General features: G+C 37.6%; 13 protein-coding genes. 5 read left to right on the top strand and 8 right to left on the bottom strand.

What is annotated here, in order from left to right; translation table 11 throughout:
- The first annotated feature begins 19 nt into the window (after positions 1-19).
- Entirely contained in the window at positions 20-625 is a 606-nt protein-coding gene (locus tag HWV03_RS17135) for a hypothetical protein (RefSeq protein WP_211676983.1), read from the top strand.
- Between the two features lie 63 nt (positions 626-688).
- Here HWV03_RS17135 and HWV03_RS17130 read toward each other — a convergent pair whose 3' ends face one another.
- Positions 689-3421, bottom strand: coding sequence for an EAL domain-containing protein (locus HWV03_RS17130; RefSeq protein ID WP_211676982.1), 2733 nt, complete (start codon positions 3419-3421; stop codon positions 689-691).
- Positions 3422-3855: 434 nt separating this feature from the next.
- Between HWV03_RS17130 and HWV03_RS17125 the strand changes: the two genes are divergently transcribed.
- Positions 3856-4377, top strand: coding sequence for a PepSY domain-containing protein (locus HWV03_RS17125; RefSeq protein ID WP_211676981.1), 522 nt, complete (start codon positions 3856-3858; stop codon positions 4375-4377).
- Positions 4378-4575: 198 nt separating this feature from the next.
- Positions 4576-5115, top strand: coding sequence for a thioesterase family protein (locus HWV03_RS17120; protein ID WP_211676980.1), 540 nt, complete (start codon positions 4576-4578; stop codon positions 5113-5115).
- Positions 5116-5192: 77 nt separating this feature from the next.
- On the opposite strand, the gene HWV03_RS17115 is transcribed toward HWV03_RS17120, so the two are convergent.
- The 3 genes from HWV03_RS17115 to HWV03_RS17105 all read right to left on the bottom strand — a co-directional run bounded on the left by HWV03_RS17115 (position 5193) and on the right by HWV03_RS17105 (position 8544).
- The gene (locus HWV03_RS17115) at positions 5193-7022 is read right to left on the bottom strand and encodes a methyl-accepting chemotaxis protein (protein WP_211672694.1); all 1830 of its coding nucleotides are present in this window, start codon (positions 7020-7022) and stop codon (positions 5193-5195) included.
- 267 nt (positions 7023-7289) lie between these two features.
- A complete protein-coding gene (locus tag HWV03_RS17110; protein WP_045109401.1) occupies positions 7290-7970 on the bottom strand; it encodes a hypothetical protein in 681 nt (226 codons plus the stop codon).
- Between the two features lie 232 nt (positions 7971-8202).
- Entirely contained in the window at positions 8203-8544 is a 342-nt protein-coding gene (locus HWV03_RS17105) for a HopJ type III effector protein (protein ID WP_211676979.1), read from the bottom strand.
- Positions 8545-8773: 229 nt separating this feature from the next.
- Here HWV03_RS17105 and HWV03_RS17100 point away from each other — a divergent pair, with 229 nt between their 5' ends.
- Both HWV03_RS17100 and HWV03_RS17095 read left to right on the top strand, forming a co-directional pair.
- Entirely contained in the window at positions 8774-9316 is a 543-nt protein-coding gene (locus tag HWV03_RS17100; RefSeq protein WP_211676978.1) for a hypothetical protein, read from the top strand.
- Positions 9304-10173: an NRDE family protein gene (locus HWV03_RS17095; protein ID WP_211676977.1), complete on the top strand. Its 870-nt coding sequence runs from the start codon at positions 9304-9306 to the stop codon at positions 10171-10173. Before HWV03_RS17100 ends, HWV03_RS17095 begins: the two co-directional genes overlap by 13 nt.
- Before the next feature lie 31 nt (positions 10174-10204).
- Here the strand turns inward: HWV03_RS17095 and HWV03_RS17090 are convergent, their stop codons facing one another.
- From HWV03_RS17090 to HWV03_RS17075, 4 genes are read right to left on the bottom strand one after another with little or no spacing between them, the layout of a single operon-like run.
- The gene (locus tag HWV03_RS17090) at positions 10205-11416 is read right to left on the bottom strand and encodes a hypothetical protein (RefSeq protein ID WP_211676976.1); all 1212 of its coding nucleotides are present in this window, start codon (positions 11414-11416) and stop codon (positions 10205-10207) included.
- Positions 11416-12324 (bottom strand): cyanophycin synthetase, encoded by a 909-nt coding sequence (locus HWV03_RS17085; RefSeq protein WP_211676975.1) that lies wholly within the window; start codon positions 12322-12324, stop codon positions 11416-11418. Before HWV03_RS17085 ends, HWV03_RS17090 begins: the two co-directional genes overlap by 1 nt.
- Positions 12284-13156 carry a hypothetical protein gene (locus HWV03_RS17080; protein WP_211676974.1) on the bottom strand — a complete coding sequence of 291 codons (873 nt, stop codon included), beginning with the start codon at positions 13154-13156 and terminating at the stop codon, positions 12284-12286. Before HWV03_RS17080 ends, HWV03_RS17085 begins: the two co-directional genes overlap by 41 nt.
- A 4-nt stretch (positions 13157-13160) precedes the next feature.
- Positions 13161-13664: a hypothetical protein gene (locus HWV03_RS17075; protein WP_211676973.1), complete on the bottom strand. Its 504-nt coding sequence runs from the start codon at positions 13662-13664 to the stop codon at positions 13161-13163.
- Positions 13665-13708 lie beyond the last annotated feature (44 nt).

The raw sequence follows: 13708 nt of genomic DNA, 5'->3' as shown, positions 1-13708 counted from the left end.
TTATAGGGAAAGAAAATACATGTTTAAAGTTTCAACGCTTGCAAGCATACCGTTACTTATTGTTGCGCCAACACTGATGGCAGAACCTTTTGACCATAATAATGCGCAGCTAAGTTACCGATCTGGGCATTGGGCTGTAAATGTTGAACGTGCTATTACAGAGCGCTTTTATATGGCAGGTTTTTATCATCACACAGATGATATTGAACTAAATCCAGGTGTAAAAGCCAAAGCGAAAATACTTGGTGCAGGTTTAATGACATCAACAAATGCCGGCCATATGACAGAATTTTATGCCGGTGCGAATTTAATCCAAAGTTCAATAAGGGTATGGAAAAATGATACTCAGTCGCAAGATTCAAATTTTTACCCAAGTGTTATTGCGGGTGTAAAACTTTCTTCTAGCCCTAAATTTGAAGCTGACTTTAATGTTAATCGCGCGTTCAATGGTACAGAAGTGACATATGGTTACCTTGATTCTACGTCTTACACCCTAGGTGCTAAGTACTTTATCGATCAATCAATGGCGTTAGGCTTATCTTATGTGTGGACTCAAGATAAACCTAATGGTAAAGCAAGCAATTGGGATAATATTGGTGCGTCGTTTAGCTTATATTTTGAATAATCCCAATGAGAGTAATAACGGAAAATAGAGCATTATGATGCGTTAATTGCCACAATTGAGTTGCTATTGTTGATTTAAGCAAAGCATATTATCAATAGGTTGTGGCTCTCCAATGCCGTAGCCTTGTGCGAAATCGATACCAATAGCTTCAATTTTTTGTTTTATAGCATCATTTTCGACAAATTCCGCGACAGTTTTTAACTTCATTAAATGTCCTATTTCATTAATCGATTTTACCATTGCAGCGTCTATTGGATTAGTTAAAATATCTTTAATAAAGATACCATCAATCTTTAATGTGTTAACTGGTAGGTTTTTTAGATAAGCAAACGAAGATAAACCACTACCAAAATCATCCAGTGCGAATTGGCAGCCAAACTCACTTAAGATATTGATGAATACTGTTGCGTTGGTAAGGTTACTAATTGCGGCTGTTTCGGTAATTTCAAACATGAACTGTTGAGGAGTTAAACCTGCTTGGGTTATATTCCGCATAATATGCTGCAATAGTTCATCATCGCCGAGTGAAGTGCCTGATAAATTAATACTAATATGGTCAAAAATATCCAATTGTTGGCTATGTTCTCGCATCCAATCTAATGTGTGATCAAATACCCAACGATCAATTGGTTGCGATAAGTTATAGCGCTCTGCGATAGGTAAAAATATGCCGGGCGCAATGATCTTGCCGTCTTTAGCTTGCATACGTAGTAGCACTTCAAAAACATGTTTATGTTCAGGATCGGATAATGCAACGATAGGCTGAGCGTAGAGTTCAAATCGGTCTTCATTAAGTGCTTCTTTTATCTCGTTTACCCAGCGGAACTCACCGTCACGAGTAGTAAGTAATTCATCATTATGGTGATAAGTATGTACTCGGTTTCGTCCTAAATCTTTAGCGGCGTAACAGGCTAAATCTGCATGAATAAGTACTTCGCTCGTGTTACCTGAATTACGGCTTATTTCTGCAACACCAATACTGACACCGATACTAAAACAACTTTTTTTCCATATGAATTGGAATTTTTTAACTTTTTCTAAGATTTCATTTGCGGCGGAAACCGCTTCAGTAAGTTGGCAGTTGCGCATTAATATGGCAAATTCGTCGCCGCCTAGTCGGGCTAATATATCGTTTGGTTTTAAGTTGTCGTCAATTAATCCTGCTACTTGGCGTAATAACTCGTCACCTGCAGCATGGCCACACGTATCATTAATTATTTTAAACTGGTCTAAGTCTAAAAAGAATAATACGTGGGTAAGTTGACTGCCTTGTGCGCTGCAAACAGCATCGGTTAATTGATGTTCGAATTCATAACGGTTAATTAATCCTGTTAGCATATCGTGTTTTGCTTGATAGGCTATTTGTTTAGCTATGATCCGAGATTCGGTAATATCTACTTGAATACCAATAAAATGGGTTATTTCGTCGTTAGCATTAGTCATTGGAATTATGGTGACTTTAGCCCAGTATAATTCACCATTTTTACGCTGGTTGTGAACTTCCTCAGACCATTCATTACCACTTGAAATACGGCTCCAGAGCGCCTTGTAAGTAGTATTGGTGGTTTCTATCGAACGGAAGAAATTGGCTTTCTCACCGATCGACTCTTTTGATGAATAGCCTGTGATTTGTGTAAATCGAGGGTTGACGTATTCAATAATCCCGTTGGTATTAGTGATCAGGATACCGTCTAAACTGCACTCAACGACTCGTGATAATTTTTGTAAATTAGACGTGTTTTGTTGTTGTAAGGTGATATCGTCACAAACCCCTACGCCACCATCTATCTCACCAGTACTTGAATACAATGGGACTAAATCAACTTCTAAGTAGGACTTTTTACGGTGTGATATTGAAATATATTCGCCTTCGAAAGTACTTATTTGTCCTTTCAATGAGGATTTCATTGCAGTGGCGAAAGGGGGATTTTTGATATTACTCAACATGTTGAAGCCAATCAGTCCATCTTTGTTCGCCCCAAATATCTTTTCAAAATGCCGGTTGGTTTTTAATAAGATCCCTTGTTTATTGTAATGGAAAATACCGACTGGAGAATGTTCAAAAATAGAGTTTAACTTTGCTTCACTTTGTACTAATTCAGCCGTTCTTTGCGCGATCTTATGACGTAGTTTTTTTAATTGTTGGCGATAGGTAATGGCCTGTATAAAAAATAGAGAAAATACAGAAAAAATAAAAAGAACAGAGATTAGCATTATCTTATTAAAGTGTTGATTGAGTTGAAAAGAAATCGTATCAATAGTGATGTCAGCCGCCGCAATATAAACACTTCCGTCTGCGGCATAAATGGGAATGAAAATACTACGAAATCGACCCCATTTATCTTGGTATTCAATTAAGCGGGGTTGTTGATCGGTAAAAATATTATAAAGCTGGGTGTCTGCATCATTGTAAGCGGTTAAGAATTCGATATCATTGCTATCAAAACCATCGTCATCAATATTTGTGGTGCTTGCTGAAGTAAATAGGATCTGATTATCGCGCAGGATAAGCGTATATAAGTTGGATATATTTATATTTTTAGCGTAATTGGATAAGACAGTTCTGTTTATGCTATTTAGTTGCGTTGAATTTTTATCATAGGCCATTTTTTTTTGATGGAAATTGGCTGGCAATAATGAAGAGATCGTTAGGGCTGCCGTTTTTAATTTTAAATCAAGGGCTGTGTAAATGTGATTTTTCTCTTGGAGATAGCTATAAGTTGCCAAGCTAATAATAGATAAAATATAGAGTGTAATCGAAACATAAATCCGCTTATTTAATTCAAAATGCTGCATTTTTAGTGAACTATCTATGGTTGACGACTTTTAAATATGCCTGTTTTGAATATTGATTGCAACACGTTGACTGATTTTTTATACCTCTTAGGGTATAACTTTAAATTCTAGCACTTAGGTATAGCTATTGGTATGGGGAGTGTACGATTAATCGTGTGCAGGTTATATTTATCATTGACTTAGTGATTTAATTTACTCGATAAACATTAAGGACTTTACATAAATAAATAGTATATTTATATACTGTATTAATCGCACCTGTTTAGATTAAAATACCGCTCTAGGTCGTTTGGTTGATATTATCATCTGTACGTTCGACTTTCATGCAAATATTAAAGTGTCAGAAGTAAACGTTGAAAATGATAATACTTATCATTAGAATTCGTTTTTTTGCAGCGCGAATAAAGCTGACTCAATTCTGAGGGTAAATTTACGTGAAAAATATTAACTGGAAACGTCTTAATCGAAACACACATTATTGGGGGTCGATAATAATTGCGATTCCAGTGCTAATTATTATAATTAGCGGTATCTTGCTACTCATCCGATCTGAATTTTCCTGGATACAACCTACAACGATGAAAGGAATTGGCACAGAGCCTAAGCTCTCTTTTGAACAAATATTTGATATTGCATCCCAGGTACCAAACTCAGATATACACAGCTGGAAAGATATAAGTAAATTGGATGTCAAACCATCTAAAGGTATTGTTAAAGTAAGAGCTAAAAATAATATCGAAATTCAAATCGATAATACCAGCGGTCAGGTTTTACAGGTCGCTTATCGCCGTGTTGGAATTATCCAAGAATTACATGAAGGATCATTTTTTAATAAGCATATGCCATTATGGGTGTTTTTACCTGCAGCCTTTATTTTATTCATATTATGGGTAACAGGTATGTATATGTTCTTACGGCCTTATATTTTAAAACGAAAAAATAATAAGAAAAAATAGTCTGCGAAAGTAAGAGTAGCTTACCAACTAATTAAGACAAGTACCAAATCTCAGCGCTGTATATCGACCGCGATGCAGACTAAAATATACTTAGCATATAAGTTTTAACGTTAATGTGCTTTTTTTGTTTTATTTCCTTTACATTTCGTAGGCTTAGGTAAGAATGTTACTTCTATTTCTTTTAGTCGTGGGAGTAACATGAATTTATTTTTTAGAATGTTGATTATTATTTTTCGTGCCCGTAAGCTGGATGCGGTGGCGCTTGTGAATAAACGCAGTGACGGCTTTCGGGTGTGGTTACATGATCTCGGCTGGCGCGACCATTTACCTAATTACCGTGTATTTAGTTTTATGGAATTAGGTCGTTTTGGTATCTGGCACTCTTCTCGACTCGCGTTATCTGGGCGTTATGGCTTACGCATGATTGCTGCACAAGATTTTATTTATCTAAAACCAATTCGTCCGTTTCAAGCGTTTACGATGACGACTGAAATTTTAAGTTGTGATGAAAAATATTTCTATTATCAGCACCAGTTCTTTTGTAACGACAAGCTCGTGGGTATTGGTTTAATCAAAGAAGCTGCATTGAAATCAGGAAAACCTGTTACACCACAATCATTGTTAATGGCTGATGCAGAACTTAACGGTTCGGTTATCAAGAATGTGGGAAATACAGAATTACACCCTATTGTCGAAAGTTGGCTGACGATGCAGCAAGCCATAAAAGAAAACAGCTAGATAACGACGTCATACTTTGCGGGCAAAAAAAGACCGAAGCGATGACTTCGGTCTTTGTATACCTGGATACTCGTTAATTACACCGTATACAGGGCAATGGATTGATCTAATGTTTTAGCCTGATTAGCGATGTCACTGGCTGCTTGTGCATTTTCATGGGCGATATGGGAATTTTGACTGGTAATATCTCGTATTGACGTTACGTTACGGCCAATTTCATCGGATACGACCGTCTGTTGTTCAACGGCGGTGGCAATCTGAGTGCTGGTATCCATGATGAGTTGCATATCAGACATTATTTGGCCAATCTTCGACTCTGCACTGTCAGCTTGTTCGACGCTTAATTCACCTTGTTCGTGGCAGCGGCTAATATGTACAACTACCTGACCCGTTTGCTCTTGTAACGTGGCAATAATGCTGGTGATCTCTTCTGTAGATTGACGTGTTCGAAGGGCGAGTGAGCGAACTTCATCTGCTACAACCGCAAAACCACGGCCTTGGTCGCCTGCTCTTGCCGCTTCAATTGCTGCATTTAGAGCAAGCAGATTAGTTTGTTCTGCAATTGAGCGGATCACATCAAGCACTGAGCCAATATTGTCGGACAGTGTTGATAAATTTGCGACTTCATTACTGGTTTTAGATAAGTCATCAGATAAAACACGTATACGATTCTTTGTTGCACTCACTTCTGATAAACCTTCTTGAGCGCCATTGTAACTGTTATCAGCATTGCTGGCGGCACTCTCTGTATTACCTGCTATTTCTTTGATTGTCGAACTCATCTCGGTGATTGCGGTTGCGACTGCATCGGTCTCGGCTTGTTGGCGGCTAATTGCTGTATCAGAATCCACACTACGGCCCTGTAACTGACTTGATGCCGAGCCTAGTTCATGTACAGCTTCTTTTACGTTGCTAACGAGTTCACGGAGATTGGTTAATAAGTAATTAAAATTACTTGCCATATGTGACAATTCATCATTGCCTTGTTCATCTGCAACTGCTGTTAAGTCATGACTTTTCGCTATCGTGGCCATCAAACTACTTAAGCTTTGTATGCGGCGTTGGATAGAGTTACTAATTAACCAAGACAGTGTAATGAGCGCTATTATCACGGCTAATACAGCCACAAGAATGATCGTTATAGTTTGTTGCTGTTGCTTGGCTATCTCGTCATTTAATTGTTGGCTGACATCTTTAAAAGTACGTTCAACTTGATGTGAATACCCTCGCATTTCGCCGCGTAATCCAACTTCGGGTGTATCACCTATCGTTTTGTATTGCTCTATGATTTTAGCCATCGTTGCGCGAAAATCGGTATAGCTGCTACCAAAATCAAGTGCAAGCTGTTGATCATAAAGTGTAAACTTAGCTTGATATTCTAGGTAATATTCATGATTTCCGAGTAATGCGAACATTTTTGCTGTTTGTGCAAGATCGGTCGTAATGAGAAGATTACGGTTATATCGATCTGCTGTTTGCAGTAAACGTTTATAGCTATTATTGAGGCGCTTTAGTAATCCTTGCTCAGGGGTAAGGCCAAGGGCTTGGTAATTATTGACCAGTGCAATCATACTGAGATTATAATCTTGCATTGATGCAGGTAAGGTTGCAACACTTGGCACTATAATATTAAGTGATGTAAGCTCTTTTTCTAGTTCGCTTAATTTCGTTTGAAATAATGCGTAGTTAGCTTTAAATTTGTCGAGATATTTGGTGTCTCGTCGCAGTAAAAAATCTTTTTCATTGCGGCGTAAATTTAATAGCGTAACTTCGAGTTGTTTTACATCGGTTGCGGCATTGTTAATATTCGTAACTTGTTTATTGGCAACCCAAGACATTCCAAGTACCAATAAGAGTGCACTTACCGAAATACCAGTAAGACCTAATAATTTATCTCTGATTTTCATCTTTTACGACATCCTAGCTGATTAACATTACCGATTTTACGGCTTACTCTAAGTTTCGGCTTGATGTGTAATAACTTTAAGGATAAATGGGGGTAAACAATACTATTTTCATTCTGTTGACATAAACATTTTTAAAATTAGTTTGTTATACATAAATCAATTTTAATTAATTTATGTATCTTGATATTGTCTGTTATTTTTAAGTTGACGGCGTATTCCTTTCGAGTGTTACTTATAGGTATTAATTTGGAGACTAAATGCAAAGTATTAATCTTCTGTATTAAACTCCAGTTCGAATAAACACGTTTCTAAGCCTGCTGGTAAATTCAATAAAAGTCGATCGGTATTAAGTTCAAACTCTATGTCGCTAAACTGTATTGCATCTAAAATACTAAGCTGCTCGGAAAATAGCAGTAATCCTGTGCTAACAAGAATAGCGTAATAGCATTGTCGTGACGCCGAGTCTTCTGTTTCCATTATGGTTTTAAATGTTTCTAAAAAAAGTATCAATATTTGTTCTTGTGTTTGATTACGATAAGACTCTTCAAGTTGAATTAATTGAGAGTAGGTGAGTGTAAACTGATGATTAAAGTTACGCATATTAATGCACACGCTATCTTCTTTCTTATTATCATTGAAATTCACGAATCGGGCTAAATTATCGCTTTTTATATCAATAAGAAAGCTCACATTAATATCGTTATACATTGATTTTTTGATCGCCTCAACACTAATACCTTCTTCGTGTAGCGCGCTAATATGATAGTTTAATATCGCTTTTATTAGTTCATCTTTACTTATACCTGCATGCAGCATTTGCTGATAAGTATCAGTAAGGTGGATACCTGCAATATCAGAAGATTGATTTTGATAAGCTGTGCTGCTGATAAAAGATGCGATCACTTGATTTGAAAATTCAAAGTCAAAGCCATTTAAATGAATATACATATCAACTCCTTATTAGCATTCGCTAAATCGGGGAGGAACAACGCAGTTGCTATAAGTATAACGGGTTATATTTGCTTAGTAAGGCAGATTAAGTATTGTCAGTATTTTAAGGTAAGTATAGTAAATCGCGGGAAATGGCGAGGAAGAATGGCTGTTTTTTTAGATAAATATAAAGAGTTGAGCAGAGAAAGTAAAAATTTCTCTGCCTCAACATAGCGTTAATAAGTTAACGTTATTTTAATTTTAGTGGCAGTGTTTCAAATTGAATGCCTGACCAGCCTGTGCGCATGAAATAACGGATGTTGGCATGATCATCACCCTCTGGATTATTTAATACGTCATCACGGTAATAAGTACCGAAACATTCTAACATTTGTTGTTTAGTGAATTTATTTAAACGACCTAATGCGAACAATTTGCATGAAGCTATATTTTCAGTAGCGTCGTTTTCTAGGTAGCCATTGTAAAATTTAGTGGGAGTGAAATCATAGCTTGCATCAATAACAGCGATGACATCGTCGAACTGAATAGTAGTTGGCTGTGCCGCTAGTTTATTTAAAAAGTCATTTAACATGGAGTGTCCCATTAATTTAAAGTATTTGCTATCTTTGCCTAATTTATCATAAATGTTAGTTAAATGAGTGATAATTTACCAATTAGTTTCAATGTTCACCTACTTATTCAATAAATGAGGGATTATATAGTACGCTTTCTCACTCAAATTGTGATTTTTTCGTGATAAGTTAAACCTAGTATTTGATGTATGCTTTACTTAGAAATAAGTGGTAATAAAAGGAATGATTATGGTCATAGATCCTGTAGAGCAATTTAGAACGGTGATTAAAGGAAACATAGAAGGTGTCGATCAAGGGGTTGCTTTACTAACCTCTATGACAAATGAGCAGTATTGCATGCGCGCCAAGCCTTATGTTAATAGTTGTATTGGTGAACATTTACGTCATGTATTAGACCTGTATTATGCGTTAAAAGAACACGTTGGGATTATTAATTATGATGTTCGTCGTCGTGGCGCATTAGTGGAATCTTGTCGTGTGACGGGATTATGTGAATTAAAGCAAATCAAGACGTGGCTACTCTCATTGCAGCCAAGCATGATGAATAATAAAATGATTATGTCGACAGAAATTTCTGTGGTTGATACGTTAGTTACACAAGTCGAGACATCATTAATTCGTGAACTTATATTTGTGAGTTCGCATGCTGTTCACCATTACGCATTGATGGATATATCTGCTAAATTGTGCGATTTTGATACACCTGATAATATGGGTATAGCACCTGCGACGCTCACGGCATTAAGGAATGATTCATCATGTGTACAGTAAGCTGGTTGTTGGCAAATGATGGCTATCAAGTTTTTTTTAACCGAGATGAACAAAAAGGTCGGGCATTAGCCTATTTCCCCAAATATTTTAATGAACGAGGGGTTAAATATTTAATGCCAGTGGATCCGGTCGGCGGCGGTACTTGGATTGCAATTAACCAAGCTGGCTTATCAATATGTTTACTTAATTATTACCAAAAAAATACCCACCGGAAAGATTTGATTAGCCGTGGTTTATTAGTTAAATCATTAATCAGTCATACATCCTTACCCAAGATCCGTTACGCACTCAGTAAATTGCCTTTACAGCGCTACGCTGCCTTTACGTTACTTGTGTTTCCGAGTCATCTTACAGCGCAAACTGGCGATGTTTACGCAGTACGTTGGGATGGTCATACGTTAACAACGGTTACTGCGGTATCGCCAATGATATCGTCATCAGTTGCATTGGCAGAAGTGACTAATTATCGCGAAGATCATCACAATTCTATTTTATTGCAGCATCAGGTCTTATTTTCAGGTGATGGTTGTAATGATGAGCTGGAAATTAAAAACACGCCTGATTTGTTAGAGCCGGATTGTGTAGAAGAGAATATTATTGAGTTGACGAACCTACGCCGTATCGAAGATAAAAACAGTTTAGCGCTGACTCGATTTCATGCCAGCCATGAACCCACACCGTCTTATTTATCTGTCTGTATGCACCGCGATGATGCTCACACTGTTAGTTTTACCCACCTTATCGCCACGCGTAAGCAACTTAAAATGAACTACGTATGTGGTTGTCCGTGCTCATCTAAGCAACATCAGTCTTATGCTTTGTATCCACAGCGAGAAGCTTACGTCGACGTTATTTAATATCGTAAGTTGGTTATACGCCGTAAACCGCTTAGGGTAATACGGCGTTATTGCTGATAGGCTTACTACTTTGCTGATAGAGCATATAAATAGCAATTAATGGTAATACTCCCCAGTAGACGTAGTTAAGGCTAACGGTAGTTACGTTAGACATAACGGTTAATCCTGTAAAAAACATCACAATGCCAAGCTGAGAATAGAGGCTCTTGCTGACTAAATACTGGTAATTAGCTTGTTGTTTCGCCTTATCATAAAAACGTTTATTGAAATATAAACGAAACAATGCAGTAGCAAATGCCACACTGAGTAAGCCTAACCCAATTGTAAAACTGCTCCAATCAGGAGAGATCCAACCGCGGACTAACCAACCACAAAAATAAAGTAATGTCGCGACTTGATATAGTCGGTATTGTGGCTGTTTGTCGATGGTATTTTTGATGAAATAAAAGATTAATCCCAAGGCTAAAGACAGTGCAATGACAGTTAAACTAAATTGACTGGTATCACTGTTGGTTAAATGATAAATACTCAGCACCCATAAATAGCTTTCGAGATACAAAAAAGGCCCATCAACAAGAAACACGATTTTATCACGGGTACTAATCACTGATTTAGCCTGAATATGATCACTACGCTCGTAAACAAATGTCTGCGTTGCGAGTGATTTTATAGTCATGATACAGAAACCGAGCGCTGCCATTATGCTTAACGACAATATAACCCAAGGTTGTGTTTGCATAAAATAGCCGCCAAACAAGATCCCCAGTTTTAAACTGAATCCTAATATTAGCTGTAAATTACCAAACAGTCGCCCGGTATTACTACGATTACCATTACCATTACCATTACCATTACCACTAGCACCACTGATGCTATTAAAAAGGATTCGTTGTAACATCCAATAGCTACAATTAAATAAGCCGTTGAGTAAGCCAAGTATGATTAAGTTAATGTTTGCTATATGAAAGAGCGCGACATAAATAAGCCCGATTTCTAAGGCGAACGATAAGATGATTAATGTGCGCCAGTAACCTCGGATGAATAATTGATGCCAGCCCCATAATGCCATAACGAACCCCGCGCCAGTCCAAGCGATAAATTCAGTGAGTGGTGCGAGTTCTTGATATTGCAGCCAAATCAGAATGGGAAGGAAGAAGGGCAGTAATCCGATCACAAAACTGTGAGTGGCTGAAAATAAAGTAAAGTGGCTGGCAGGTGTCAGCGTCGATATTGAGCGAGACATTAGAATATGTCTGCTTGTTGATTTTTTACTATCGTAATTAAACCAAGATGCTCAGAAAGATCGTCAGCTTGGCCATAACGTGGATAGTTATGCATGTTCAGATAAGGACGCGAATTTACTTCGAGGAAGATCAGTTTTTGATTGCGGGCATCATGTTCAATACCTTGCTCCATTATCACATCAATACCAAGAATTTCGGCGTCAAACAGAGCTAATACTTTGGCAAATAATTCATTATTGTATGCAGGGATAAGATCGCGCTGTATGGTTTCCACAACACCACCGGGTGCTAATGAAATACGATAAAATAAATCAATTTGTTGCTCTGTATCTGGAATCGACGATAAGGTCAAACCTTGTTTCGCCAGATAATGGATGGTTTGTTGACCCAGCGAAATAGGGTTGTTACACGGATATAGTCCCATTTTTTCACGTACATTATTTTCTGTATGAATCAAGGTACTGATTGTGCTGACACCGTCTCCTTTTACAAATGCAGGGTAGCGTTGTAAAACAGAGATAACACCGGATTTAGTCATCACTACGCGATAGTTTTTACCTTGTAAGTACTGTTCTACGACCGTTGTTGGCCACCATAATTTAGCAAAAAAGATAGCGCGCCACAGCTCTTTATAATTACGGATCGGAAAATGGCTACCACGAGAGAAACCACTTACGTTTGGTTTGATGACTAATGGAAAACCATGTTCTTTGGCAAATTTAACCGCAGTGAAGGGATTGAAAAAGATTGTGCCTTTAGCGTGAGGAATATTACCTTCAGCAAATTTATCACGAGCTTGCTTCTTGGACCGACAACCGCGGCGAACTTCAAGGCTGTTATAATTACTACAACCGCCCATGAACTTGCTACTGATCCACTTGTAGATTACTTGTTTTATTAGTTTCATCTTGATTTAAAATCCTTGTATTACGACCCCGTTTAGCGGCGATCAACTTATTAAAAAAGATACCTTGTGTTACTTTTTTGCCGTTTAGCTGTTGCGCTAATTGAGCAAGAGAATACGTGGTGTTATACAGTAACTGGTATTTCTGTAACCGGGTCAAATTGTGACTTAATAAACTTAATGGCATAGGAACATAGAGATTTACTTCGACTAATTTAAATTGTCGCTGCAGAAGGGAATCTAATGAATCTGCCTTTAAGCTATATCGTGCAATCGTAAAGTCACCCATACGATTTAACTCTTTCCACAAGGCCTGTTGCTCTGTGACGGTGAGCAGGTCTGTAATATCCTGATATTGGGTCTCGGTATTATAAATACCATTAACGGGGAACTTATCAGTGCTGTTGTTAATGACTTGAGTTATCGACATCACCGAAAATTGACCGGTCTTTTGAGGGTCTTTAACAACAAACACTTCAAATTCGATATTGCCTGTTGCTGCTTCTTGAATTAAATAATTCTGAACCTGATAACCAGGGCTTTCTCGTAATGCTTTCAGCTCAGCATAATTACGGATACAGCTGACGCCCGTTGAATTTTGTCCCCATTCTGGTTTTGCGAATACGGGATAGCGCGTCGGAAGTAAATCACTTCTATCAATATACTGATTTAAACGCCATTCCTCAGGGGTGATAGCATCTAAATCTTGCTTCGAAAATATTTTCTTTTGATTATTGAAATATCGCGCATTAAGCTGAAAGTAACGCCATGGAATAGTCAAAAAGCGAAAGCAAAATGCGAGATAATGTAATATTAATAAGCCGCGTATAATCATATGATTACTCTGCTTTGATTAGTTTTAAGTTAATAGCGCATAATACTAAGCCTAAAATTAAGATTGATACGGCAGCCATAAATAATGAGCCGCCATCGCTTTTGCCTTCATGTAATACTTCAACACCCAGCGGGGTAAATAAGTGAAAGAAAACTGCACCAGCCATGATACCGGAAGACGCTAAACCACCCAACACGTGTATTTTTGCACGTAAACGCATGCTATTTTGACCTGATATTTTATCTTTAATCAACAAAACCAAAGGACTTAGCAAAAGTAGACTTGTGGCTAATTCTGCACTACCAACGACAATGGCACCGTATTGCGCAAAAAAAGTACCTAAATCGACAGATAAGGTTGCAGCCATCCATGAACCGATTGTAGAGAAAATATGCTCTGTATCTGGATGACCAGAGAATTTGTACGGGATGGAAGTCAGGAATATTTTAGCGATCCAAAAAACGATAGCCCAGCTTGCGATAATGTAAATACGTTTTTTTGTTAGCATATTAACAATCCTTTTAATTATGTTTAATACTGTCACTCAATTTA

Origin of the sequence: Moritella sp. 36, assembly GCF_018219415.1 — a bacterium.
Classification (GTDB): Bacteria; Pseudomonadota; Gammaproteobacteria; order Enterobacterales; family Moritellaceae; genus Moritella.
Note: the sequence above shows the minus strand (reverse complement) of the source record. Positions and strands in the feature narration are given on the sequence as shown.